27 protein-coding genes are annotated in these 22,353 nt (G+C 68.0%); 11 read left to right on the forward strand and 16 right to left on the reverse strand.

Features of this window, described 5'->3' with window-relative positions:
• Positions 1 to 17: 17 nt before the first annotated feature.
• Positions 18 to 641 (reverse strand): methylamine utilization protein, encoded by a 624-nt coding sequence (locus tag M9M90_RS03610; protein ID WP_254835799.1) that lies wholly within the window; start codon positions 639 to 641, stop codon positions 18 to 20.
• 98 nt (positions 642 to 739) lie between these two features.
• On the opposite strand from M9M90_RS03610, the gene M9M90_RS03615 reads away from it, so the two are divergent.
• Together M9M90_RS03615 and M9M90_RS03620 are read left to right on the forward strand one after the other, a co-directional pair.
• The gene (locus M9M90_RS03615; RefSeq protein ID WP_254835800.1) at positions 740 to 1,612 is read left to right on the forward strand and encodes a DUF3034 family protein; all 873 of its coding nucleotides are present in this window, start codon (positions 740 to 742) and stop codon (positions 1,610 to 1,612) included.
• Between the two features lie 9 nt (positions 1,613 to 1,621).
• A complete protein-coding gene (locus tag M9M90_RS03620; RefSeq protein ID WP_254835801.1) occupies positions 1,622 to 2,104 on the forward strand; it encodes a group 1 truncated hemoglobin in 483 nt (160 codons plus the stop codon).
• Here M9M90_RS03620 and M9M90_RS03625 read toward each other — a convergent pair.
• The gene (locus M9M90_RS03625) at positions 2,101 to 3,192 is read right to left on the reverse strand and encodes a hypothetical protein (protein ID WP_254835802.1); all 1,092 of its coding nucleotides are present in this window, start codon (positions 3,190 to 3,192) and stop codon (positions 2,101 to 2,103) included. The two genes, M9M90_RS03620 and M9M90_RS03625, sit on opposite strands and share 4 nt — an antisense overlap.
• 156 nt (positions 3,193 to 3,348) lie before the next feature.
• Between M9M90_RS03625 and M9M90_RS03630 the strand changes: the two genes are divergently transcribed.
• Genes M9M90_RS03630 through M9M90_RS03640 form a run of 3 tightly spaced genes read left to right on the forward strand, consistent with a single transcriptional unit; the run spans position 3,349 to position 6,037 of the window.
• On the forward strand, positions 3,349 to 4,626 hold the full coding sequence (locus tag M9M90_RS03630; protein ID WP_254835803.1) for a cytochrome P450: 1,278 nt from the start codon (positions 3,349 to 3,351) through the stop codon (positions 4,624 to 4,626).
• A gap of 5 nt (positions 4,627 to 4,631) precedes the next feature.
• The gene (locus M9M90_RS03635) at positions 4,632 to 5,660 is read left to right on the forward strand and encodes a phosphotransferase family protein (RefSeq protein WP_254837215.1); all 1,029 of its coding nucleotides are present in this window, start codon (positions 4,632 to 4,634) and stop codon (positions 5,658 to 5,660) included.
• The gene (locus tag M9M90_RS03640) at positions 5,657 to 6,037 is read left to right on the forward strand and encodes a hypothetical protein (RefSeq protein WP_254835804.1); all 381 of its coding nucleotides are present in this window, start codon (positions 5,657 to 5,659) and stop codon (positions 6,035 to 6,037) included. Before M9M90_RS03635 ends, M9M90_RS03640 begins: the two co-directional genes overlap by 4 nt.
• A 166-nt stretch (positions 6,038 to 6,203) precedes the next feature.
• Here M9M90_RS03640 and M9M90_RS03645 read toward each other — a convergent pair whose 3' ends face one another.
• Positions 6,204 to 6,521 (reverse strand): NIPSNAP family protein, encoded by a 318-nt coding sequence (locus M9M90_RS03645; protein WP_254835805.1) that lies wholly within the window; start codon positions 6,519 to 6,521, stop codon positions 6,204 to 6,206.
• 101 nt (positions 6,522 to 6,622) lie between these two features.
• On the opposite strand from M9M90_RS03645, the gene M9M90_RS03650 reads away from it, so the two are divergent.
• Positions 6,623 to 7,309, forward strand: a complete 687-nt coding sequence (locus M9M90_RS03650) for a helix-turn-helix transcriptional regulator (protein ID WP_254835806.1) — start codon at positions 6,623 to 6,625, stop codon at positions 7,307 to 7,309.
• On the opposite strand, the gene M9M90_RS03655 is transcribed toward M9M90_RS03650, so the two are convergent.
• Positions 7,298 to 7,732 carry a DUF1810 domain-containing protein gene (locus tag M9M90_RS03655; RefSeq protein ID WP_254835807.1) on the reverse strand — a complete coding sequence of 145 codons (435 nt, stop codon included), beginning with the start codon at positions 7,730 to 7,732 and terminating at the stop codon, positions 7,298 to 7,300. The genes M9M90_RS03650 and M9M90_RS03655 overlap by 12 nt on opposite strands.
• Before the next feature lie 119 nt (positions 7,733 to 7,851).
• On the opposite strand from M9M90_RS03655, the gene M9M90_RS03660 reads away from it, so the two are divergent.
• The 5 genes from M9M90_RS03660 (at position 7,852) to M9M90_RS03680 (ending at position 12,201) form a co-directional block, all read left to right on the forward strand.
• Positions 7,852 to 8,256, forward strand: a complete 405-nt coding sequence (locus M9M90_RS03660) for a Zn-ribbon domain-containing OB-fold protein (RefSeq protein WP_254835808.1) — start codon at positions 7,852 to 7,854, stop codon at positions 8,254 to 8,256.
• A gap of 9 nt (positions 8,257 to 8,265) precedes the next feature.
• Entirely contained in the window at positions 8,266 to 9,408 is a 1,143-nt protein-coding gene (locus tag M9M90_RS03665; protein ID WP_254835809.1) for a hypothetical protein, read from the forward strand.
• Between the two features lie 139 nt (positions 9,409 to 9,547).
• The gene (locus M9M90_RS03670) at positions 9,548 to 11,029 is read left to right on the forward strand and encodes a CehA/McbA family metallohydrolase (protein ID WP_254835810.1); all 1,482 of its coding nucleotides are present in this window, start codon (positions 9,548 to 9,550) and stop codon (positions 11,027 to 11,029) included.
• Between the two features lie 87 nt (positions 11,030 to 11,116).
• Positions 11,117 to 11,719: a response regulator gene (locus M9M90_RS03675; RefSeq protein ID WP_254835811.1), complete on the forward strand. Its 603-nt coding sequence runs from the start codon at positions 11,117 to 11,119 to the stop codon at positions 11,717 to 11,719.
• Complete coding sequence (locus M9M90_RS03680; protein WP_254835812.1) at positions 11,716 to 12,201, forward strand: hypothetical protein; 486 nt, start codon at positions 11,716 to 11,718, stop codon at positions 12,199 to 12,201. Before M9M90_RS03675 ends, M9M90_RS03680 begins: the two co-directional genes overlap by 4 nt.
• 23 nt (positions 12,202 to 12,224) lie before the next feature.
• Here the strand turns inward: M9M90_RS03680 and M9M90_RS03685 are convergent, their stop codons facing one another.
• The 12 genes from M9M90_RS03685 to M9M90_RS03740 are packed head-to-tail and all read right to left on the reverse strand — an operon-like array spanning position 12,225 to position 21,936.
• Positions 12,225 to 12,674, reverse strand: a complete 450-nt coding sequence (locus M9M90_RS03685) for a hypothetical protein (RefSeq protein WP_254835813.1) — start codon at positions 12,672 to 12,674, stop codon at positions 12,225 to 12,227.
• Positions 12,671 to 13,267: a response regulator gene (locus tag M9M90_RS03690; RefSeq protein ID WP_254835814.1), complete on the reverse strand. Its 597-nt coding sequence runs from the start codon at positions 13,265 to 13,267 to the stop codon at positions 12,671 to 12,673. The genes M9M90_RS03685 and M9M90_RS03690 overlap by 4 nt, the downstream gene beginning before the upstream one ends.
• A gap of 15 nt (positions 13,268 to 13,282) precedes the next feature.
• Positions 13,283 to 13,651, reverse strand: a complete 369-nt coding sequence (locus M9M90_RS03695) for a hypothetical protein (protein WP_254835815.1) — start codon at positions 13,649 to 13,651, stop codon at positions 13,283 to 13,285.
• Positions 13,651 to 14,214, reverse strand: coding sequence for a chemotaxis protein CheD (locus M9M90_RS03700; RefSeq protein WP_254835816.1), 564 nt, complete (start codon positions 14,212 to 14,214; stop codon positions 13,651 to 13,653). Before M9M90_RS03700 ends, M9M90_RS03695 begins: the two co-directional genes overlap by 1 nt.
• Positions 14,211 to 14,600, reverse strand: a complete 390-nt coding sequence (locus M9M90_RS03705) for a response regulator (RefSeq protein WP_254835817.1) — start codon at positions 14,598 to 14,600, stop codon at positions 14,211 to 14,213. Before M9M90_RS03705 ends, M9M90_RS03700 begins: the two co-directional genes overlap by 4 nt.
• A complete protein-coding gene (locus M9M90_RS03710; protein ID WP_254835818.1) occupies positions 14,600 to 15,640 on the reverse strand; it encodes a chemotaxis response regulator protein-glutamate methylesterase in 1,041 nt (346 codons plus the stop codon). The genes M9M90_RS03705 and M9M90_RS03710 overlap by 1 nt, the downstream gene beginning before the upstream one ends.
• Positions 15,637 to 16,509, reverse strand: coding sequence for a protein-glutamate O-methyltransferase CheR (locus M9M90_RS03715; protein WP_254835819.1), 873 nt, complete (start codon positions 16,507 to 16,509; stop codon positions 15,637 to 15,639). The genes M9M90_RS03710 and M9M90_RS03715 overlap by 4 nt, the downstream gene beginning before the upstream one ends.
• The gene (locus tag M9M90_RS03720; protein ID WP_254837216.1) at positions 16,506 to 16,973 is read right to left on the reverse strand and encodes a chemotaxis protein CheW; all 468 of its coding nucleotides are present in this window, start codon (positions 16,971 to 16,973) and stop codon (positions 16,506 to 16,508) included. Before M9M90_RS03720 ends, M9M90_RS03715 begins: the two co-directional genes overlap by 4 nt.
• Before the next feature lie 2 nt (positions 16,974 to 16,975).
• A complete protein-coding gene (locus M9M90_RS03725) occupies positions 16,976 to 19,309 on the reverse strand; it encodes a chemotaxis protein CheA (protein WP_254835820.1) in 2,334 nt (777 codons plus the stop codon).
• A 26-nt stretch (positions 19,310 to 19,335) separates the two neighbouring features.
• Positions 19,336 to 19,701: a response regulator gene (locus M9M90_RS03730; RefSeq protein WP_254835821.1), complete on the reverse strand. Its 366-nt coding sequence runs from the start codon at positions 19,699 to 19,701 to the stop codon at positions 19,336 to 19,338.
• The gene (locus M9M90_RS03735; protein WP_254835822.1) at positions 19,698 to 19,997 is read right to left on the reverse strand and encodes an STAS domain-containing protein; all 300 of its coding nucleotides are present in this window, start codon (positions 19,995 to 19,997) and stop codon (positions 19,698 to 19,700) included. Before M9M90_RS03735 ends, M9M90_RS03730 begins: the two co-directional genes overlap by 4 nt.
• A gap of 34 nt (positions 19,998 to 20,031) precedes the next feature.
• Positions 20,032 to 21,936 (reverse strand): methyl-accepting chemotaxis protein, encoded by a 1,905-nt coding sequence (locus M9M90_RS03740; RefSeq protein ID WP_254835823.1) that lies wholly within the window; start codon positions 21,934 to 21,936, stop codon positions 20,032 to 20,034.
• Positions 21,937 to 22,353 lie beyond the last annotated feature (417 nt).

A 22,353-nucleotide genomic window follows, 5' to 3' on the forward strand; every position in this document is an offset into this window, starting at 1 on the left:
GCGTCGCTCCAGTGGCCTTAGTGCGGGTGGTTGGCCGGAGCCGGGCGAAGGTCGACCTTGACGCTGGTGCGGGTGTTGGACGCCCCCACGGCGATCGGTTTCACAAGCTGGTTGCGGGCGGTCTTCATCAGCGGATGCCAGACCGTCAGCCTGGCGTCTCCGGCGGGAAGGCCGCGGACCGTCGCCGTCCCGTCCGCTCCCGTCCTCGCTGCATAGGGCGTATCGACCACGTAGACATAGGCGATCATCTGGTCGTGGATGTTGCAGCCGAGAGGCGCCACGCCGGCCTTGTCGAACCGGACGCTGCGCGCCTCTTCCTTGCCGTACAGCTTCAGCTCGAACTTCTTCGTCGCCGAGAACGAATAGACATGGTGCCGCACCTTGTCCTGGTTCGGAAATGTCACGTCCGAGCCCACGGGCACGATGAGCACGAAGGGGTCGAACCGGATGTTCTTCTGGCTCACCGTGTAGGGCCAGGTGAAGCGGATGGGCGCGGTCGCCGCCCCCGCTACGTTCACGGTCACCACGGCGTTGGGGACCGGGCGCCCCGCGGCGTCGATGACGCTGACGCTCAGGTCGGCGGCCTGGGTCGCCGGAGCCAGGGCGAGGAGGGCGAGGCTGGCGAGAATCGCTGTGCGCATGGGCAAAGACTATACGGGCCGACCGCGCTTCAGGTCGCGCGTCCACGCGATCTAAACGGTTCGCCGCCAAATCTCATCGACCAAAGGGAATGGATACGATGAAACGAACCGCTCTGGCGCTGGGCGCCGTCGCCGCCCTCGGCGCCAGCCCGGCCCAGGCCGGCGAGCTGGTGGCCGGCGGCAAGCTGCTTCTCACTGGCGGGGTGACCAATCTGGAGGGCGCCGGCGGCGGCGGCCTGGCCAGTTGGGCGACGATCACCGGCTACGAGACGCGCGACGGCGTGGGGGCCAATGTCCACGCCACCCGTGTGGACCTGCCGGACTATGGATTCCGTGCCTACGGCGCCGCGGTCGGGTTTCGTGACCGTGTCGAGCTCTCCTATGCGCGCCAGGCGTTCGACACCGGTTCGACCGGCGTGAAGCTGGGCCTTGGCGACGGGTTCACCTTCCGGCAGGACGTGGTGGGAGCGAAGCTCCGCATCCTGGGCGACGCGCTCTACGATCAGGACAGGCTCCTGCCCCAGGTCGCGGTCGGCGTGCAGTTCAAGCACAACAACCAGGGCGCGGTGATCCGGGCGGTCGGCGGCAAGGACCACAACGGGATCGACTACTATGTCGCGGCCACCAAGATCCTGCTGAACGAGAGCCTGGTGCTGAACGGAACGGTTCGCCTCACCAAGGCCAACCAGACGGGCCTGCTCGGCTTTGGCGGTGACGGGGACGATGGCTATTCGGCCCAGTTCGAGGGCTCGGCCGGCTACCTGGTCTCCAAGCGCCTTCTGGTCGGGGCCGAGTACCGCTCCAAACCCGACAATCTGGGCTTCGCCGCGGAGAACGACTGGGTCGACGTGTTCGCGGCCTATGCGGTCAACAAGCACCTGTCGGTCACGGTGGCCTACGCGGATCTTGGCGACATCGCCGGTTTCGAGGACCAGCGCGGGCTTTATGTTTCGCTGCAGGCCGGCTTCTAGGAGCGAAAAATGACCATCCGCGCCCTGATTGTCTGCCTCTCGCTCGCCGCCGCCACGCCGGTGGTCGCCCAGGAAGAGACGCCGGTCGACCCGTACGTCCAGTCCAACGCCAACGCCGGCGCCGCGCCCTTCGCCGGGGATGCGGTGCTGGCGGCCTTTCACGGGCGCGAGGGCGTGGGACGCATCGTCGACGACCTGGTTGATCGCAGCATCGCTGACCCGCGCATCGCCGAGATCTTCAAGGCCACAGACCTGGTTCGCCTGCGCCGCACCCTGAAGGAACAGATCGCCTATCTGCTGGGGGCTCCGGTGGACTACACCGGTCGCGACATGCGGAGCGTCCACAGGGACCAGGGCGTGAACACCGCCGAGTTCAACGCCCTGGTGGAGAACCTGCAGGCGGCGATGGACAAGGAGGGCGTGCCATTCCGCGCCCAGAACCGGCTCCTGGCCAAGCTCGCCCCCATGAAGCGCGACGTGGTCGTTCGCTAGGCGAGGCCCAGGCCGTAGGGCCGGTAGGGCCCGGCGATGAGCTGTTCGAACACGCCCATGCCGGTCTGAGGGGCCTCGCCCGGCAGGCTCATGGTCACCCGGCTGAGCGCCTGGATATGGATGTTCTCGGGCGCGGCCATGTCGACGGTCGCAAGGTCGATGTCCTCGCGCTGCACCACCAGCTCGCCCTTGTAGCCGCCGTGCCGCCACTCAGGATGCCCGTAGCCGATGCCGCGCATCAGGAAGGTGAGGAACGGCTGGAACCGGATGCTGGCCGAGCCCTGGGCCAGCGGCACGTTGAGCGTCCCGCCCCTGGCGTGGCGCGTCCCGGCGATCAGGGCGACGTCCTCCATCACCGCATGCTCGGTTTCGTGGAAGCCGTCGGGCCCGGCGCCGTCGGGGGCGATCACCGCCCGGGTGTTCCAGGCCGTGCCGTCCGGGTCGGCGTTGATGTGGAAGAAGACGCTGCGGTCGGCGAAGTTGAGCGGGGTCCATTGCCAGAAAAACCCCGTGATGGTCTGGGGAACGGCTGGTTGCGGGTCGGGCGCGCCCACCGGCCGAACGCCCCAGGATCGGTCGCGCGTGCCCACCGTGCCGGCGGCGAGTTCCTTGCGCACCCCGTCGATCTCGATCCAGCCCGTTGCGCGGACATTCTGTGTCAGGCGGGTGTAGTCCATGAAGGCGCGCGGTCCGTTGCGGCGGATGAAGCGCGGCTCCTCGATGGGGAAGGTGCGGCCCTCGAAGACGATCTCGGCGGCGAAGCCGTTCGACGGCTCGACGACCACCTTCAGCTTCTGCAGCGGCTCCAGCACCTCGATGCGGATCGGGCCGCAGGTGAGGTCCATGCGCTCCATGTGCAGCACGCGGCTGGCGTGCAGGCAGTACTGAACGCCGTCGCGAACTACGGAGAAATGCGCGTCGGCGATGTTCAGGTGCGGATAGACCCCGAAGGCGGCGGCGAAGAACTCCGTCCCGTCGGGATCGTAGCCGTTGAAGAAGTAGCGATCGTAGAAATTGCGGTCGGTTCCGGAGAAGGCGATCGGCTCGGGCGTCTGGTGGATCGGGAAATCGTCGGCCTTGGTCAGCATGGGGGGCGTCCTCCGGAGCGGCGATCCAGGTTCTTGTATTGCGACCGCACGTGTCGGCGCAGTATCAAGTGAACAAAGATATCAAGACAAGGGAGGACGCTCTGCTCTTACGCCACGTAAGCTTACGTGGCGTCTTCGAGGGGCCGAGCGACGCGAATGAGCGCCAAAAACTTTCGTATTCCAGACGACCACGCCGCGGTCCTGGTCGATCCGGCCGCCTACGCCGACGGCCGCATCCATGAAACCTATGCCTGGCTGCGCGCCAACAACTCGCTGGGCCGCGCCGAGATCGAGGGGGTGGATCCGTTCTGGGTCGCCACCAAGCATGCCGACATTCTCGAGATCAGCCGCCAGAACGCGCTTTTCGCCAATGGGGTGAGGTCGCCGACCCTGGTCAGCCAGGCGGTGGACGCCAAGGTCCGCGAGATGACCGGCGGCAGCCCGCACCTGCTGCGCACCCTCATCCACATGGATGCGCCCGACCACATGAAATACCGGGTCCTGACCCAGGCTTGGTTCCTGCCGCAGAACCTCCGCAGCATGGAGGACCGCATCCGCAGGATCGCCCGCGCCGCGGTCGACAAGATGGCCGCCAAGGGCGGTCGGTGCGACTTCGTCAGCGAGGTGGCCCTGCACTATCCCCTGCACGTGATCATGGAGATCATGGGCGTGCCGGAAGAGGACGAGGGCCGCATGCTGATGCTGACCCAGGAGCTGTTCGGCGCCGCCGATCCGGAGCTGGGCCGCAAGCCGAAGGACGAGAGCCCCACCGCCCAGATCGAGACCGGCGTGCTCACCGACTTCATCGCCTATTTCACCCGGTTCTCGGAGGGCAAGCGGGCCAATCCGAGCGACGACCTGGGCAGCCTGATCGCCAATTCGCAGATCGACGGCCAGCCGATCAGCCACTTCGAGGCGATGAGCTACTACATCATCGTCGCCACCGCCGGTCACGACACCACCTCGTCCTCCACCGCCGGGGCCATCTGGGGCCTGGCCGAGAACCCCGGCGAGTTCGCCAAGCTCAAGGCCGACCCCTCGCTGATCCCGGGCCTGGTGGATGAGAGCATCCGCTGGATCACCCCGGTGAAGACCTTCATGCGCACCGCCACCGAAGACACCGAGCTCGCTGGCCGGTCGCTGTCGAAGGACGACTGGCTGATGCTCTGCTACGCCTCGGGCAATCGCGACGAGGAGGTGTTCGACGATCCCAACGCCTTCCGCGTCGACCGCAAGGCCAATAAGCACCTGGCCTTCGGCTATGGCGCTCACGTGTGCCTGGGCCAGCACCTGGCCAAGATGGAGATGCGGATTCTCTGGGAGGAGATGCTGCCGCGCCTGAAGAGCATCGAGCTCGCCGGTGAGCCCAAGCAATCGCTGGCCGTGTTCGTCAACGGTCCCAAGACCCTGCCCATCGCCTTCGAGATGGCTTGAGCGGCATGGCCTCGCCGCTGGAGACGCGGCTGGCGGCCTATATCGCCGGCCGCATGCCGGGGGTCGCGGAGGTGGCGGTCGACAGCCTGACCCGCATCTCCGGCGGCGCCTCGCGCGAGACCTACCGCTTCCGCCTGAGCTGGCGCGACGCGGAAGGCAGGGCGCTCGAGCGCAAGCTGATCCTCCGCCGCGATCCCCCCGCCTCGCTGATCGACACCGAGCGGCGGATCGAGTTCGAGGCCTATCGCGCCTTCTTCGGCTCGGTCGTGCCGGTGCCCGAGATGCTGTGGCTGGAAGAGGCCGACGCGGCCCTGGACCACCCGTTCTTCATCGCCGAGGAGATCGCGGGGTTCCAGGCCTCGCCCGGCCTGCTTTGGGCCGAGCCCTATGCGGCGAACCTGGAAGCCCTGGCGCAACGCAAGTGGACGATCCTGGGCGAGATCGCCAAGGCCGATCCCGCCGCCGTCGGCCTGGACCAGGTGATGGAGCCGGTGGCGTCCGACGCCTGCTGGAATCGCGAGCTCTCCTATTGGGAAGGCGTGCTGGACGAGGACGAGGCCGAACCCCTGCCGATCATCCGCGCGGCGATTCGCTGGCTGCGCGCCAACCCGCCGCCGCCGCCGCGCAAGGTGGGCGTGGTGCATGGCGACTACCGCACCGGCAACTTCCTCTATGACGAACAGGGCGTCATCCACGGGATCCTGGACTGGGAGATGGCTCATCTGGGCGACCCGCTGGAGGACCTGGGCTGGAGCCTCAACCCGGTCTGGTCGTTCGGTCGCGGCCTGGCCGGCGGTCTGGTCCCGCGCGAAAAGGCCATCGCCATCTGGGAAGCCGCCAGCGGCATGGCCGCCGACCCGGCGGCGCTGCACTGGTGGGAGCTGTTCAACTGCGTGAAGGGCCAGGCGATCTGGGTCTCCTCGGCCCGCGCCTGGATCGACGGCGGCAACCGCGAGCCCATCATGGCCTATCCGCCCTGGGCCCTGCAGAACGCCCAGGACCGCGCGGCGCTGAAAGTGATGGGCCGGCTATGAAACCCGATGTCCCCGCCGTCCTGGCCGAGACCGCCGCCCTGATGGTGCGCAACGCTGCGCCGGACGTGCCCCCGGCCGAGCGGGCGGGGGCCTTGGGCCTGTCCGCCGCCCTGCTGGGCTTCGCCGCCCAGGCCTGGGACGGAGCGGCCCACAACCTCGTCCAGGAGAACCGCGCCATCCGCACCCTGCTGGGCGAGGCCGGATCGGACGAGGACCTGCATCTCTCGGTCCTCTCCGCGGAGAACGACCGCCTGCGCGCGACGCTGATCGCCCTGCACACCGAGGTCGAAGGCAAGGACCCGGCGAGGGAGGCCGCCATCTGGGCCGAACTGGTGGCGTCCACCGAACGCCGGTTGGTCGCCGGATCGCCGGTGTAGTCAGAGAGTCAAAGTCCCCCTCAGTCAGCTTCGCTGACAGCTCCCCCAGAGGGGGAGCATCTGTGACAGCGCAAACCCGGATCCTCCCCAGCGCGCAGCGCGATTTGGGGGAGGTGGCGCGTCGCCATCTTCGGCGACGTGGCGGAGGGGGTTGAAGCGCGCCGACCTAGCCACGGGCAGCCGTCACTGGCGTCAGGAAGGTCCGCTCCTCCGACAGGATGAAGCGTTTCTCCTGGGCCATGGCGAAGTTGGCGGCTCCGGCCGAGTCGGTCTTGAGCCGGGCGCGATAGGCCTCGTAGGCCGCCAGGTTCTCGAATGAGATCAGGGCGTGGGCGATGTTGTTGGTCCCCTCGTGCGGCAACCAGTAGCCGAGCAGGTCGCCGCCGCAGGCCGGGATGATGGTCAACCAGTTTCGGGCATAGGCCTCGAAGGCGTCCCTCTGGAACGGGTCGATGACATAACGGATGGCGCAGGTGACGGTCATGGGATGCTCCGAGGGATCGCCGCCGTTCTAGCGGTGTGGGCGCCCTGCATGCTTCGACCTGGACCGAACTGTCGGCGGCGGGCCTGTGTTAGTCTTCCACGATGAGACTGGGTCCGGACATCGTGCGCATCGCCGCCCTGCTGGGGGACCCGGCCCGGGCCAACATGCTGGCGGCCCTGATGGGCGGCCAGGCGCTGACCGCCGGCGAACTGGCCCGTGAGGCTGGGGTGACGCCGCAGACCGCTTCCAGCCATCTGGCGAAACTCGCCGACGGCGGGCTGCTCGTCGCTCGGCGCCAGGGCCGTCACGCCTATTTCGCGCTGGCGGGCCCGGAAGTCGCCGATCTGCTGGAGACGCTGATGGGGCTCGCCGAGCGGGCCGGCCACCAGCGGGTACGTCCGGGGCCGAGGGAGCCCGCCCTGCGAATGGCGCGGGTCTGCTACGATCATCTGGCCGGGGAGCTGGGGGTGGCCCTGCTGGACAGCCTGACGGACCGCGCCCTGATCGAGGATCGCGAGGGCTCGCTCAGCCTGACCGTGGAGGGCGCGGGCTTCATGCGGGCCCTCGGCGTGGAGACGGCTGGATTGGCCCGCGGGCGCCGGCCGCTCTGCAAGGCCTGCCTCGACTGGAGCGTGCGGCGCAGCCATCTGGGCGGCGCGCTCGGCAAGGCTCTGCTGGACCAGGTCTACGCCAGGGGCTGGGCGCGCCAGGTCGCGGGCAGTCGGGTGGTCAGCTTCTCAGCGCCGGGCCTGGCGGCCTTCAAGGCCGCGTTTCACTCACCCCCATGAGCGCAGGATCTCGAGCGTTCGCGCGTCCGGCCCCTTGAACCAGCGATCGATCGCCCTGGGAAAGGCCGGCTCATGCGGCGCCACGGCCTCGAACAACGTCATGGACGAGTGGAACTTGAGATGGTCGGGATATCCAAACAGATCCTGGACCGACGCTGCGGGCGCATGGATTGCGACGTTCGTTAAGTTGATCAGTCGGTCACGCAGCACCGAGTGGGTAAGGTAGGCCCTGGCCTCCGCCCGTGATCGGATGGCGTAGCGAACGGCCATGGGGCTATGGCCCAGGCCCGCCACCTGCGGAAACATGAACCACATCCAGTGGGTCGTCTTGCGCCCAGCCTTGAGCTCATCGCATGCGTCCTCGAAGACGTCGGCCTGTGCTTCCAGGAACCGGGACAGGTCGAAGGGGTCGAGATTGCTCACCTGTCCATCCTATGAGGCGCCTCCGCGCCTCGACAAGACGGCCCCGGTCGGCTTTGCTGCGCCGCCCTCCTATTCCGGAGGGCCATGATTCAACGATTTTGATTGGGGACGATTTCCACATGCCGAGGATGGCGCCTGAACCTACGCCCGAGACCCAGCATTTCTGGGACGGAACCGCCCGGGGCGAACTGCTCCTGCAGCGCAACAAGCAGACCGGCGAGGCCTATTTCCCGCCGCGTCCGTTCTGCCCGAAGACCGGCTCTCGCGACGTCGAGGTCTTCAAGGCCTCCGGCCGCGCGACCCTCTATTCCTACGTGATCAACGCCCGCCCGCGCCCCGACATGGGGACCGAGCCGCATTCGATCGCCGTGGTGCAGCTGGAGGAAGGTCCGCGGATGATGACCAACATCGTGGGCTGCCCGCAGACCCCCGAGGCCCTGGTCCTCGACATGCCGCTCGAGGTCGTCTTCGAGAAGATCAGCGACACCATCTCGCTGCCCCTGTTCCAACCGGCCAAGGGCTGAGGCGAGACCATGAAACAGAATTCCGTTGCGGTCGTCGGGGCCGCCGAAACCACCAAGATGGGCAAGATTCCGGACGTCTCCGTGATCGGCCTGCACGCGGACGCCGCGCTGAACGCCATGAAGGACGCGGGGCTCAACCCGTCCGACATCGACGGCGTGGCCTGCGCCGGCATCTCGCCGGTCGAGCTGGCTCACTATCTGGGCATCACGCCCACCTATGCCGACGGCACCAGCGTCGGCGGCTGTTCCTTCATGCTGCACGTCCGCCACGCGGCCGCCGCCATCAATGAAGGCCTGTGCAAGACCGTGCTGATCACCCACGGGGAATCGGGCCGCTCGCGGGTCGGCGCCGGGGGCTTCGGCCGTTCGCCGTCCAGCCTGATGGGCCAGTTCGAAATGCCCTACGGCGTCACCAGCCCGCCGACGATGTTCACCATCCCGGTGCTTCGCTACATGAAGACCTACGGGGTGACCGAGCAGGACCTGGCCATGGTCGCCGTCGTCCAGCGGGAGTGGGCCGCGCTCAATCCGCGCTCCAGCTTCAAGGACCCGATCACCGTCGACGACGTGCTCAATTCGCCGATGATCGCCTGGCCGTTCCGCATGCTGATGTGTTGCCTGGTGACCGACGGCGGCGGGGCCCTGATCCTCACCAGCGCGGACCGGGCCAAGGACTTCCCGAATAAGCCGGTCTACGTGCTGGGCACGGGCGAAAGCGTCGAGACGCCGCTGGTCAGCCAGATGGAGGACTTCAACACCTCCAAGGCCTTCCGCGTCTCGGGCAAGAAGGCCTTCGACGAAGCCGGGATCAAGCACGACGACGTCGACCACCTTATGATCTACGACGCCTTCGCCCACCTGCCGCTCTACGGCCTGGAGGACCTGGGCTTCTGCAAGCCCGGCGAGGCCAAGGATTTCATCAATGGCCGCAACACCGCCATCGGCGGAAAGCTGCCGCTGAACACCAACGGCGGCGGGCTCTCCTACATGCACTCCGGGATGTACGGCATGTACGCTTTGCAGGAGTCGGTGCGCCAGCTCCGGGGCGTCGCACCGGCCCAGGTGAAGGACGCCAAGATCAGCGTCTGCCACGGGGTGGGAGGTATGTTCGCCGCCTCGGGGACGATCATCTTCTCGAACGAAAAAGGCTAGGTTTTCCGCCTCTTACCGCACCTTATGCTGCGCAGCATGAGGTGCAGCAATTTCGCCCTCCCAGGCTTGGCCCGGGAGGGCGATTTCGTAGGCGGTCAGCCGCCATGCTATAGGGCTCGAGATGGGGCGGATCACAGGCTTGAGAACGGGCGCGGCCCTGATCCTCGCGATCGGGCTGGCCGTCCTGCAGGCCTCGGCCGCGCGGGCCCAGACCCCGCGCGCGCCGGACTTGACCCTGACCGGGACCCTCACCGGCGCGGCGCATGAGACCTATACGGAGGTTCCGTTCAAGGTCCCGGACGGCGTCGAGCGGATCACCGTCGAGTTCACCTACGCCGGCAAGGCCGACCGCTCGGTCATCGACCTGGGTCTGCGCGATCCCGAACGGTTCCGCGGGTGGAGTGGGGGCAACAAGTCCAGCTTCACCCTGGCCGAGAGCGACGCCACGCCGTCCTACCTGCCGGGACCGTTGAAGGCCGGGACCTGGAGACTGGTGCTGGGCGCGCCGAACATCCGCAAGGCCGCGCGCGCCGACTATGGCGCCAGGATCTGGTTCGACCGGAAGGGCCAGCCGTTCGCGGGCTTCTCGGCCGCGCCTCTGGCCAGTGGCGAGCGCTGGTGGCGCGGCGACCTGCACATGCACACCGGCCACTCGGACGGGTCCTGCCTGTCGCGCAAGGGGATGAAGGTCCCGTGCCCGGTGTTCAAGACCGCCGAGGCCGCCGCCGCCCGCGGCCTCGACTTCATCGCCATCACCGACCACAACGCCACCTCTCACCTTGAGGCCATGCGCGAGCTGGCGCCCTATTTCGACGACCTCCTGCTGATCCCCGGCCGGGAGGTCACCACCTTCTACGGCCACGCCAACCTGTTCGGCCCGACGGCCTTCGTCGACTTCCAACTAGGCGGCGCCCGTGCGCCGTCGATGGACACGATCCTCGACCAGGCGAAGACGGCCGGCGGGATGGTGTCGATCAATCATCCCGGCCTGCCCTCGGGCGAGGCCTGTATGGGCTGCGGCTGGACCGCCAAGGACACCGATTTCTCGCGCATCGCGGCGATCGAGGTCGTGAACGGCGGGCTCGCCGAGGGGCCGCTCTCGGGCGTCGGCTTCTGGGAGGCGCGGCTTAACGCCGGCCATCGGATCACCGCGGTCGGCGGCTCGGACAACCACGACGCCACCTTGCCGCCCGACAAGGCGCCGGCCATCGGCGTGCCGACCACCGTGGTCCGCGCCCCGGAGCTGAGCCAGGCCGCCATACTGGCGGCGATCGGGCGGGGCCATGTGTTCCTCGACCTGGCCGGCACCCCCGACCGGCTCCTGGAGGTCCGCGCGGTCTCCGGCGGAGCTCAAGCCGAGATGGGCGACGCTCTGGCCGCTCCGGCCGGGGCGAGGGTTCGAGTCGAGGTCCATGTCGTGGGCGTCGACGGCGGATCGCTGTCGCTGGCGGGGAACTCCGGCGCGGCGCCCACCGGCCTGATCCTCGCCGGGCGCGACGTGACCAGGACCTTCGATTTCATCGCCGATGGCCGCGCCTCGTGGCTGCGCGTGGACGTCCGCGGCGCCGACGGACGGCTGCTCCTGCTGGGCAATCCGATCTACTTCAACGCCGTCCCCTAGCGGCTGTTCGACGCGCCCCGACAGTCTGAAACTCTTCTTAACCCTGTCGGGCCTATGCCAGTCCCAACGTACTTTGTCGGGAACATCATGGGGCTGAATCCGGAATCCCGCGCCCGCTTCAATCTCGAGCGCGCCTCGGTGTTGCTGCTCGAGGATTCGACCATGGGCATGAGCATCCTGGTGCAGATTCTGACGGGTTTCGGCGTCAGGACGCTTCACCGCTGCGAGAACGTCGAAGAGGCGCAGGCCACGGTCCAGAAGGTCGAGCTCGACCTGGTGATCGCCGACTCCCTGGGGGCCGGCGGCGAGGGCTATGACTTCGTCAAATGGCTGCGCCAGAGCCGCATCGAGCCCAACTGCTTCGCCCCGGTCCTGCTCACCGCCGGCCACACGCCGCGCGACGCGGTGTCCAAGGCGCGCGACTGCGGCGCCCACTTCATCATGGCCAAGCCCCTGACCCCGATCACGGTCCTGGAGCGGATCCTCTGGATCTCGAAGGAGGGCCGGCGCTTCGTCGAGTGCGACACCTATATGGGGCCTGACCGGCGCTTCAAGAACGAGGGCGTGCCGCCCGGAACGGTCGGCCGCCGCCGCGACGACCTGCCCCCCGTGGTCGGCGAGGCCGAGACCCCCAACATGGAACAGGACGTCATCGACGGTCTCATGAAGACGCGACGGGTGGAACTGTGAGCGCTGTCCGAATCCACATCCCGCCGGTCCGACTGGCCAAGCTGCTGCGCACGCCGGGCGGCCTGCCGGTCGCCGAGGCGGTTCAGCGGGCCGGCGCCGGCCTGGAAAGCCTCAAGGGCGAGTGCCTCACCGAGCTGCAGTCGGTGCTGGAGGCGGCCGAGGGCTGCGCCGCCCGCGCCGGCGCCACGTACGACCCGGCCCTGCTGGACGAACTCTACGCCATCGTGGCCACCCCGATCGGCATTCCCAGCGTCTGCGGCCTGGCCTCGGTGGACACCGCTCTGATCAGCCTCTCGGACCTGTTGGACTATCTGAAGGGCCAGGAACGCTGGGACGCCAACGCCGTGGCCGTCCACCTGCGCGCCTTCCGCCTGCTGCTGCACACCGAGGGCGCGGCCGACGCCGCAGGCGCCCAGGCGGTCCTGGCCGGCCTGCGCAAGGTCAGCCAGCGCTACGCCCGGCCCGAGACCGCGGCGGAGTAGGGCTAACTCCGGTCGGATTTGTCCTACGGATTGAGCCGGTCGGTGATGGTCCACAGGCCGTCGACCACCGACTTCAGCGACGCCGGATCCTCGCCGTCCTTGGTCCACAGCAGGCGCAGGGCGCTGACATGGACCCCGATGCTCGTCCAGTCGGCGCGTTTGTGCGTACGCTGACGATCCACCAGTTCGCACAGGCTGTAACAGGCGTCGCACAGCACGCGCTTGTTGAACAGGCCGGCGATGTCGAGGATGGTCGAACCCTCCTCATAGACGCTGTCGAGGGAGGCCGTACGCTCCTTGCACATGACTTCCAGGCGGCCGATCATTCCGCCGAGCGACTTCATGGCGTCGCCGGCGTGGGCGGCGAGTTCGCGCTGAGCGCGTTCGCTGGCCAGGCCCGCGGTCATGCCGCCCGGGCGGGCGACCTGTTCGGTGAGGCGATACTTGACCTTGAGGAACTCTGGGTCGCTCACAGCTGCACCTTCGCGGGTCTCATCAACATATCGATATCCGACTGATCGAGGTTCGGGTCCTTGGCGGCGCCGACATGGGTCGACAGGTCGTCTTTGCGGCGGCCCTTGACGCCCAGCGGAGGCCCGAGGTTCTTGAAGCGCCGGTCGGGGCCGACATAGCCCTCGGCCACCACCATCTGGCGTTCGTCCTTGGCCACCCAGAAGACGCGCTGCAGCAGCACTTCTGGGGTGAATGGCTTGGAGACCACGAAGTTCGCCCCGGAATCGCGGCTCTTCTCGACCACGGTCCTGGCGGCGTGGCCGGTCAGCATGATGACGGGGGTGAACTTCGCCGCATCCGGCGACTCGCGTCGCAGCCATTGGACGAAGTCGTAGCCGTCCATGTCGGGCATGGTCGAGTCGATGACGATCAGGTCGAGTTCCTGCGTCTTGACCACGTGCATGGCCTCGGCGCCGGAACCGCACTTGAACTGCTTGCGCACACCGAAGCCGCGGAACATCGCCGTCAGGGCCTCAAGGGCCTGGGGATTGTCGTCGACCAGCAGGACCACCGAGCGGTCCAGGTTGATGCGGATCTGCGAGTCGAGGGCCATGGGGGATTGGCCTTGCTAAAAGAGGTCTAGATCGCCGGCGTCGGCCTTGGTGCGCGAGGGAGCCTCGCGTGTCGACTGGGCCAGCCGATTGGCGAGGTCGCCCAGGGTGACGCCGGCCACGGCGTCGGTCAGGTCATAGTCGCCGCTCTGCGCCTGGGCGGAGAGCTTGCGGGTGAAGGTCGCGAGGGCCGCCAGGTGCTGGGTCAGCACGTCGACGGTCTGGGCTTCTTCCAGGGCGATGGCCAGCGGCTCGCCGCGGCTGGCGCGCACGAGCAGGGTGACAAGCGTCTCCAGCCGATCGCACAGCTCGCCGGCATGCTCCAGCTCGACGGCGATGGACGCCAGGACCTCGGGGGTCTGGATGGCGGCGGCGGTTCGCGTCATCAAAACAACTCCACAGACCCTTCGTCCTCGACCGGCTCGGGCTTGATCCGCACAGGATCGCGCAGACGGGTTAGCTCGGCGTTATCAGTGACGGTTCTTTGTTGGGCCCGTCCCGTGGTCGGCCAGTACTGGACCCGCCGGGCCTGCAGCCCGCCGAGACTGGAACCCACCACTGGAATCCCTTCGTCGCGAAGGAATTTCTCGGCGAAGGCCACGTTCGAGGCGCCCACGTCGGAGAGCCCGCCGAACATCCTCGCGCCACCGAAAAGTTTTGCTTCCAACCGCTCGCGCCGCGCCCCGGAGCGCAGGAGCTCGTTGATCAGCAGTTCCATGGCGTAGGCGCCGTAGCGCCGGCTCTCGTTGTCGACGCCGTCTGCCTTGCCCTCCGGAAGCAGGAAGTGGTTCATCCCCCCGACCCCGGTCTTGCCGTCGCGCATGCATACGGCCACGCACGATCCGAGGATCGTGGTCAGTAGGACATCGGGATCGCAGGAGATGGCGTGCTCACCCTGCACGACATGGATCCGCTTGCCTGGCCGCTTGGAGACGTTTTCAACGATCATGTGAGGGGGCCGAACACCGCTTCGATTTTTTCTTTTAGGGTTTGGGTGGTGAACGGCTTCACCAGGTAGTTGTTGACGCCGAACTGCACGGCCCGCTGCACAAGCTCGCGGTCGGCGCGGCCGGTCAGCATGATCACCGCGGTCTTGGAGGTCGGTCCGTGGGCGCGGATGGCGCGCAGCAGGCCAAGCCCGTCCAGCTTGGGCATGTTGAAGTCGGTGATCACCAGGTTCACCGGAGCGCTTAGCAGGTTGCGCAGGGCCTCTTCCCCATCCGGGGCTTCGCGCGTCTGAGTGATGCCCAGGGCATGCAGGCTCGTCCGAATCAGCGAGCGCATGGTCTGTTGATCATCGACAATCAGGGTCTTGATCGTGACGGCGGCGGGCATCAGGAAGCGCTCCTCTGGGATTCTGCGGCCGCGCAGAGGTTTAGAATGGCGGGGCCCATCCGAGACAGGCCCACTTGTTTGTCGACAGCCCCCAGCTCGAAGGCGACCCGGGGCATGCCGTAGACCACGCAGGACGGCTCGTCCTGGCCCAGGGTGCGGGCGCCGGCCTTCTTCATGGCCAGCAGGCCCTGGGCGCCGTCGCGGCCCATGCCCGTGAGGATGACACCGACCGAGCGGCGGTTCAGCTTGGCGATCGACTCGAACAGCACATCGACCGACGGGCGGTGGCCGTTCACCGGTTCGCCGTCGCGCAGCCGGATCACGGGGTGGGAGGAGGAGGCGATCTCCATGTGCGCATCGCCGCCTGGGGCGATGTAGACGTGGCCCGGCTGCAGGCGGTCGCCGTCCTGGGCCTCGGTGACGTGGGCGCCGGAGATGCGGTCAAGCCGCGCGGCGAAGCTCTTGGTGAAGGTGGCCGGCATGTGCTGGGTGATCACGGTCGGCGGGCAGGTCTCGGGGAAGGCGCCCAGGATGGTCATCAGGGCCTCGACCCCGCCGGTCGAGGAGCCCAGGGCCAGGATGGTGTCGGAGGCGCGATAGGAGGCGTCGCGCTCCACCGGCGCCGCCGGGCCGCCATAGGGCTTCACCCGGGCCTTGGCCGCGGTCTTCACCTTGGCGGTGAGGTCGGCGAAGGCCTGCTGGACGGTGACGCCGCCCACCGGCTTGGCCACGCAGTCCACCGCCCCCAGCTCGAGGGCCTGCAGGGTGATCTCGGCGCCCGACTGAGTCAGGGTCGAGACCATCACCACCGGCGTCGGCCTCAGGCGCATGATCTTTTCCAGGAAATCGAGGCCGTTCATGTGCGGCATCTCGATGTCCAGGGTCACCACGTCCGGATTGAGCTTCTTGATCTGCTCACGCGCCTCGATGGCGTCGTTGGCGAAGCCCAGGACCTCGATGTCGGGGTCGCGCTTCAGCGCCGCCCCGATCAATCCGCGCATGGTGGCGCTGTCGTCGACCACGAGAACGCCAATGGTCATCGGCCGGCCCTCAGCGAATAGGTGGTGAGGCCAGTGGTCTCGAAGATCTTGGTGGCGGGGCCGGTGACCCGCTCTGAGTGGCCGATATAGAGGGTGCCGCCGGGTTCCAGCATGGGCGCGAAACGCGTCCAGATGCGCTCCTGGGTCGGCTCGTCGAAATAGATCACGACGTTGCGGCAGAAGATGGCGTCGAACTTGCCGCGCATGGGCCAGTCGCCGATCAGGTTGAGCTCGCGGAACGAGACCAGGCGGCGCAGCTCGTCGGCCACTTCCCAGCCGCCGGCCGCCTTCTTGAACCACTTGCGGCGCAGTTCCAGCGGCACGGGCGCCACGGCGTCCTCGCGGTAGATCCCGGCCTTGCCCTCGGCGACCATGTTGGGGTCGATGTCGGTGGCCAGGATCTTCACGTCCAGGTTGGCCGCCTCGGGCAGGGCCGCCAGGACCGTGATGGCCATGGAGTAGGGCTCCTGGCCGTTGGAGCAGGCGGCCGACCACAGGCGGATGCGTCCGCCCTTCCGAGCCTTGTCGACCAGCTTGGGCATGACCACGTCGCGCAGGTGGTCGAAATGGTGCGGCTCGCGGAAATAGCGGGTCACGTTGGTGGTGAGCGCGGCCATCATGGCCTGGCGCTCGTCGACGCCCTGAGAACCCTCCACCAGGGCGCAATAGTCGCGGAAGGAGCGCAGGCCCAGCGAGCGCAGGCGCTTGGCCAGTCGCGAATAGACCAGCGCCGCCTTGCCCTCGGCGAGCGCGATGCCCGCATGGCTGTGGAGGATCTGGGCAATCTTGTTGAAGTCGTCGGTCGTGAACAGGAACTCGCCCTCGACGAGTCCGGATCCGCCTCTGCGGGTATCTGGCGAAGTGCTCATGCGGCCTCCGCCTCGGTCTCGGGCAGCACGCGGTCGAGCGAGATCAGGCTCACCATGCGCCCGTCGATGGCGAACAGGCCCTTCACGAAGGTCTTGACCTGGTCGCAGGCGACGTCGGGCGTCGGCTGCACCATGTCGTCGCTCATATTGATGATGTCGCTCACCGCCTCGACCAGCAGGCCCAGGGTGCGGCCGCCGACGCTCACCACCATGATCACGTGGCGGGCGGTCGGTTCGGTGGTGGCCAGGCCAAGGCGCGCGCCCAGGTCGACGATCGGCAGCACGGCGCCGCGAAGGTTGATCACGCCCTTCATGTAGGACGGGGTGCGGGGCAGGGGCGTGCAGGCGGTCCAGCCGCGGATCTCGCGCACCTGCATGATGTCGACGCAGAATTCCTGGTCGCCGATGCGGAAGGCGATCAGTTCGCGCCGGGCGCCGGCGGTATGGCTCAGGGTGTCGATCATGCTCATCCAGCCATTCGCTTCTCGGCGCGGGGCGGGGCCTTCCGCCGGTGTTGGGTGGTGACCAGCGCGTCGACGTCGAGGATCAGGGCGACGCGGCCGTCGCCGAGGATGGTGGCCGCGGCGATGCCATCGATCTGCTGGTAGTTGGCTTCCAGGCTCTTGATCACCACCTGGCGCTGGCCCTGGATCGCCTCGACCAGCAGGGCGGCCTTGCCGCCGCCTTCGCTTTCCACCAGCACGGCGACGCCCTGGCCGGGGGGCAGGGCGGTCTCACGGAAGCCCAGCGCCACGCCGACGTCGATCAGCGGCACGAAGGTTTCGCGGATGCGGATCACTGCGTCCTTGCCGCCCACGAAGTGGACGTCCTCGGCGCGGGGGGTCAGGCTCTCGATGATCGCCGACAGCGGGGCGACCAGGGTCTGTTCGGCGGCGGTCACCACCATGCCGTCCAGCACCGCAAGGGTCAGCGGCAGGGACATGGTGAACTTCGAGCCCTTGCCGGGCTCCGACGAGATGGTGATGCGCCCGCCCAGGCCCTGGATGGAGCGGCGGACCACGTCCATGCCGACGCCGCGGCCGGAGATATCGGAAATGGTGTCGGCAGTGGAGAAGCCGGGCAGGAAGATCAGGTTGTCGACTTCCTCGTCGGACAGCACCGCGTCCTCGGCGATCAGGCCGCGCTCGATGGCGATACCGCGGACCCTCGGGCGGTTGATGCCGCGCCCGTCGTCCTGCAGCTCGATGACGATGCGGCCGCCGCGATGCAGGGCGCGCAGGCGCACCACGCCCTCGGCCGGCTTGCCCGCGGCGATGCGGCCTTCCGGATCTTCCAGGCCGTGGTCGATGGCGTTGCGCAGCATGTGGGTGATCGGGTCGGTCAGCCGCTCGATCACCGTCTTGTCGACCTCGGTGCCCTCGCCTTCCATCACCAGCTTGACCCGCTTGCCGGTCATGTCGGCGACTTCGCGGGCGAGGCGCGGCATGCGCTGGAACACGCTTTTCACCGGCTGGGCGCGGATGGCCATGACGCTGTCCTGGATCTCCCGGGTCAGCAGTTCGAGGTCTTCAAGGCCCAGCGCGACATTGGACGAGCGGGCCAGGCCGCTTTCCATCACTTGCTGGGACAGCATGGCCTGCTGGATGACCAGCTCGCCCACGGCGTTGATCAGGCGGTCGACCCGGTCGAGGTCGACGCGGATGGTGGCGGTAGGGACGATGGCCTGGCCGCCGGCGTTCGCGGCGGGCGGCGCGGCCTTGGCGACGGGCGCGGCCACGGCCTTTGGAGCGGCCGGCGCGATCGGCGCCTGGGCCTTGGCGATCAGGGCCGCGACGTCGAGATCGGCGGCCGGTTCCGGGGCCACGACGGCCTCCGGCTCGGGCGCGGCCTCGGAAGTGGGCGCCTCGCCGGCCACGCGGGCCAGCAGGGCGGCGATGTCGAGGGGGGCGTCGGCGCTGGCCGCGGCCAGGGCGTCGTCGGACAGGTCGGACGAGGGCGGCGGCGGTGCGGCCTTGCCGTCCGCCGGCTCAATGGTCAGGTCGCAGTCGTCCTCGACGAACTCGAACACCTCGCGGATCGTGGCCTCGTCGGCCTCGGTGGTCAGCAGGATGGTCCAGTGGAGATAGGCCGTCTCGGCCGAGAGCTGGTCCAGCGGCGGCAGGGTGTCGGCGTCCAGCCTGACGTCCATCTCGCCCAGCCGGGCCAGTTCGCGCAGCACCAGGCCGGATTCGTTGGCCTTGGCGTACATCTCCGACCTCGGCGCGAAGCCTATGCGCCAGACGCGCGCGCCGGAGACCGGCTCGGGCGCGAGGTCGGCCATGGGTTCGAAGGCGGACGGCGCCTGGTCCAGGGCCGGGGGATCGAAGGCCGGGGCGTCCTCGCCCTCGATGGCCACGGTCATCGGCACGAAGCCGAAGTCCTCGTCGCCGCCGAGATCGTCGTCGTCCAGCCCCTCGCCGCCGATCAAGGCCTTCATCTCGGAGAGGATCGGGGCTGAGCGGCCCTCGTCGACGGCGCCGCCGTCCCGGGCGGCGGCCACATGGTCGGCAAGGACGTCGAAGGCCCGCAGCAGGGTCTTGGCGACCTCGTCGGTCAGCTCCATCTTCCCCGACCGCAGGTCGTCCATCACCGTCTCGAAGACGTGGGCGAAACGGATCAGGTCCTCGAGGCCGAACGCGCCTGCGCCGCCCTTCACGGAGTGGACGGCGCGGAAGACGGCGTTGATCGTTTCACCGTCGGCGTCGCCCGCCTCCATGGCAAGCAGACCCTGCTCGGCGTCGGTCAGGAGTTCGTCGCACTCCTGAAAGAAGGTCTGCTTGATGCTCTCGAACGGATCCAACGGAACGCTCCGACAGGTGGCTTGGGCTAGGCGGCGACGCGGCGGACGGCTTCGACCAGCTTGACCGGATTGAACGGCTTCACGATCCAGCCGGTGGCGCCGGCCGCGCGGGCCCGTTCCTTCTTGGCGGCGTCGCTTTCCGTGGTCAGGACCAGGATCGGGGTGGCGCGGTGGTCGGGATTGGCCCGGACCCCCTCGATCACGCCGAAGCCGTCGAGCCGGGGCATGTTGATGTCGGTGATCACCACGTCGGCGCCGTTGGCCTTGAGGACCTCGAGGCCTTCGATGCCGTCAACGGCCTGGATGACGGTGTAGCCGGCCTGAACCAGGGCGTGGTTCAGCATTTCTCGCATCGTGCGGCTGTCGTCGATGGTCAGTACGGTCTTGCTCACGAGAGTCCCCCTTCGGGCTGGAATTGCAGCTCGGGGCCGCCAAACGCAGCCAACTGCTCTGAAAAGCCTGAAGACGGTTGATCCACCGTTAAGCAAACCCCGTCTTCAACCCAGATTTTTCGCGCCGACATCAAAACCTGCAGGCAAAGCCCGCCCAGGCGCGTCACCTGGGAGGCGTCCAGCGCCATCGGGCGACCTCGGAGGGCCATCAGCTCGGCGCGCAGCGGCTCGGCCGCCTGCAGGTCGAGGACCGGTGGCAGACTGACCTGGGCCGTAACGGCAAACTCAGACATCATACGCTTCCCTCTCAGACCGCTGACGTGCGGCGACCTAGAACTCTTCCCAACCATCCACGCTCGGCTCGACCCTGCGCGCCGCCGAACCCTGACGGCTCGTCCGCCGCATCTGCGGGGCGGGCGCGTGGGCGCGGGGCGCTGCGGCCTGCGGCTGGCCGATGCGGAACCGGGCGATGGATCCCGCCAGGGCCTCGGCTTCCGTGGCGAGGGAATGACTGGCGGCGGTCGACTGCTCGACCATGGCGGCATTCTGCTGGGTAACCTGATCCATTTGGTTAACAGCGGTGTTGACCTGTTGCAGGCCGACGGCCTGCTCCTGGGCGCTCGCGGCGATCTCGGTGACCAGGCTGTCGATCTCGGCCACACGGCCGACGATGCGGTCCAGGGCCTGGCCGGTTTCGCCCACCAGGCGCACCCCCTGGCCGACCTGCTGGGTCGAGGCCGAGATGAGCGTCTTGATCTCCTTGGCCGCTTCCGCCGAGCGTTGGGCAAGCGCCCGGACTTCGGAGGCCACGACCGCGAAGCCCCTGCCGGCGTCACCGGCCCGGGCCGCTTCGACCCCGGCGTTCAGCGCCAGCAGGTTGGTCTGGAAGGCGATCTCGTCGATCACCCCGATGATCTGGCTGATCTGCTGGGCCGACTTCTCGATCTCGCTCATGGCCGAGACCGCGTGGCGCACGACCTCGCCGGAGGTCTGAGCGTCGCCGCGCGCGGCCAAGACCACGTCGGAGCAGGCCTTGGCCCCGCCCGCGGTCTTGCGGACCGTGGCGGTGATCTCGTCCAGGGCCGCGGCGGTCTCCTCGAGGCTGGCGGCCTGCTGCTCGGTGCGCCGGGACAGGTCGTCGGCGGCGATGGAGATTTCGTCCGCGCCGGTACGGATGCCGCCGACATTGGTGACCACCACCGTCATGGCCTCCTGGAGCTGGCCGATGGCGGCGTTGAAGTCGCTCTGCAGCTTGACGTAGTCGGTCGGAAAGGTCCCGCCGATGCGATGGGTCAGGTCGCCCTGGCTCAGGTGATCCAGCCCCTCGGCCAGGCCCTGGACCACCAGCGCCTGTTCGCGCGCCGAGGCGGCGCGGGCGGCTTCATGGCGGTTGCGGTCGTCCTCGGCAGCCCTGCGCTCCTGGGCCGTCTGGCCTTCCAGGCGCAGCTTCTCCAGGCCCGCGGTCTTGAACACCGCCACGGCGTCGGCCATCTGGCCGACCTCGTCCTTGCGGCCCACGGCGGGGATGACAGCCTCGAAGTCGCCCTGGGCCAGCTTGCGCATGGCGGCGGTCATGGCGGTCACCGGGCGGGCGATGGTGCGGGTCAGGAGCCCGCCCAGGAACACGGCGATGGTCATGGCCAGGCCCAGGCCGAGCATCAGCCAGGTATAGGCGCTGCGGCTCGAGGCCACCTGCTGGGTTTGCAGGACGGCCAGCCTGGCCGTCTCGGCCTCCACCACGGCGTCCATGGCGTCTTCGGCCGGAGTGATCACGGTGTCGGCCAGGCCGTCCGGACCGACCATCTCGATGGCGCGGGGCAGGGTGGCCGGATCGGCGCTCAGCGCCATGCCGGCGCGGACGACGTCGGTGAACCACTTGTCGGCGGCGACCTCGGCCTCCTCGATCTTGCCGGCGAGCTCGGGGGTGTCGGTCAGCAGCGGCCGGACGGCTGCGAGGCGCTTCTTGAAATTGGCCCGGTGCTTGTCGACGCGCTCGGCGTAGTAGGGGTTTTTCGACAGCAGGTAGCCGCGATAGCTGTTCTCCTGGCGGGTAAGGTAGAATTTCGCTTCGCCCAGGGCCGCCAGGACCTCATGGCCTTCCTGGGTCTCAAGCCGCGCCGCGTCCAGGGCGCGCAGGTTCATCAGCATGGCGCCGCCCATGCCGGCCATGGCCACGGCCACGGCGGCGAACCCTATCGTCAGCTTGCGTGAGATCTTCAGATTGTTGAACGACACGGGCTTTCCTGGGTGCTCGGGTTTTGGGATGGCGCGCGGCAATCATCGCCAGGTCTCGGCGAGGGTATCGGGACGGCGCGGAGTCGGACGGGGTCTTGGCTGGGGATTGCAGTCCGCAGAATCATGCCCTGATCTCGGATCGAGCTCTTCGCGTCACGCAATACTGTCAATTATTCCCCCAATTACTTTGACGCTGTGCCGATTTTACTGCTCAACGATGCCTCCGCTCGCCGATCATCGAAACATCGTCACGGCCTTGGTTAACGACGACGCCTTGAAGAAAGAGTTACCGGAAGGGAAAACCGTCGTTTGGTGAAATTAGATTTCACCAATGAAAACCGACATTTGCAGACGGCATGCGACAATCTAGCGCTGACCCTCGCTGTCCCCACGAGGTTCGAGACTTCGGGCTCTGGG

The organism is Phenylobacterium sp. LH3H17 (genome assembly GCF_024298925.1).
Lineage (GTDB): Bacteria > Pseudomonadota > Alphaproteobacteria > Caulobacterales > Caulobacteraceae > Phenylobacterium.

Excerpts from the sequence above, each read along its gene's own strand:
- M9M90_RS03610 (WP_254835799.1), bottom strand. The coding sequence starts at position 641 with ATGCGCACAGCGATTCTCGCCAGCCTCGCCCTCCTCGCCCTGGCTCCG.
- M9M90_RS03615 (WP_254835800.1), top strand. The coding sequence starts at position 740 with ATGAAACGAACCGCTCTGGCGCTGGGCGCCGTCGCCGCCCTCGGCGCC.
- M9M90_RS03620 (WP_254835801.1), top strand. The coding sequence starts at position 1,622 with ATGACCATCCGCGCCCTGATTGTCTGCCTCTCGCTCGCCGCCGCCACG.
- M9M90_RS03625 (WP_254835802.1), bottom strand. The coding sequence starts at position 3,192 with ATGCTGACCAAGGCCGACGATTTCCCGATCCACCAGACGCCCGAGCCG.
- M9M90_RS03630 (WP_254835803.1), top strand. The coding sequence starts at position 3,349 with ATGAGCGCCAAAAACTTTCGTATTCCAGACGACCACGCCGCGGTCCTG.
- M9M90_RS03635 (WP_254837215.1), top strand. The coding sequence starts at position 4,632 with ATGGCCTCGCCGCTGGAGACGCGGCTGGCGGCCTATATCGCCGGCCGC.
- M9M90_RS03640 (WP_254835804.1), top strand. The coding sequence starts at position 5,657 with ATGAAACCCGATGTCCCCGCCGTCCTGGCCGAGACCGCCGCCCTGATG.
- M9M90_RS03645 (WP_254835805.1), bottom strand. The coding sequence starts at position 6,521 with ATGACCGTCACCTGCGCCATCCGTTATGTCATCGACCCGTTCCAGAGG.
- M9M90_RS03650 (WP_254835806.1), top strand. The coding sequence starts at position 6,623 with ATGAGACTGGGTCCGGACATCGTGCGCATCGCCGCCCTGCTGGGGGAC.
- M9M90_RS03660 (WP_254835808.1), top strand. The coding sequence starts at position 7,852 with ATGCCGAGGATGGCGCCTGAACCTACGCCCGAGACCCAGCATTTCTGG.
- M9M90_RS03665 (WP_254835809.1), top strand. The coding sequence starts at position 8,266 with ATGAAACAGAATTCCGTTGCGGTCGTCGGGGCCGCCGAAACCACCAAG.
- M9M90_RS03675 (WP_254835811.1), top strand. The coding sequence starts at position 11,117 with ATGGGGCTGAATCCGGAATCCCGCGCCCGCTTCAATCTCGAGCGCGCC.
- M9M90_RS03690 (WP_254835814.1), bottom strand. The coding sequence starts at position 13,267 with ATGGCCCTCGACTCGCAGATCCGCATCAACCTGGACCGCTCGGTGGTC.
- M9M90_RS03695 (WP_254835815.1), bottom strand. The coding sequence starts at position 13,651 with ATGACGCGAACCGCCGCCGCCATCCAGACCCCCGAGGTCCTGGCGTCC.
- M9M90_RS03700 (WP_254835816.1), bottom strand. The coding sequence starts at position 14,214 with ATGATCGTTGAAAACGTCTCCAAGCGGCCAGGCAAGCGGATCCATGTC.
- M9M90_RS03705 (WP_254835817.1), bottom strand. The coding sequence starts at position 14,600 with ATGCCCGCCGCCGTCACGATCAAGACCCTGATTGTCGATGATCAACAG.
- M9M90_RS03710 (WP_254835818.1), bottom strand. The coding sequence starts at position 15,640 with ATGACCATTGGCGTTCTCGTGGTCGACGACAGCGCCACCATGCGCGGA.
- M9M90_RS03715 (WP_254835819.1), bottom strand. The coding sequence starts at position 16,509 with ATGAGCACTTCGCCAGATACCCGCAGAGGCGGATCCGGACTCGTCGAG.
- M9M90_RS03720 (WP_254837216.1), bottom strand. The coding sequence starts at position 16,973 with ATGATCGACACCCTGAGCCATACCGCCGGCGCCCGGCGCGAACTGATC.
- M9M90_RS03735 (WP_254835822.1), bottom strand. The coding sequence starts at position 19,997 with ATGATGTCTGAGTTTGCCGTTACGGCCCAGGTCAGTCTGCCACCGGTC.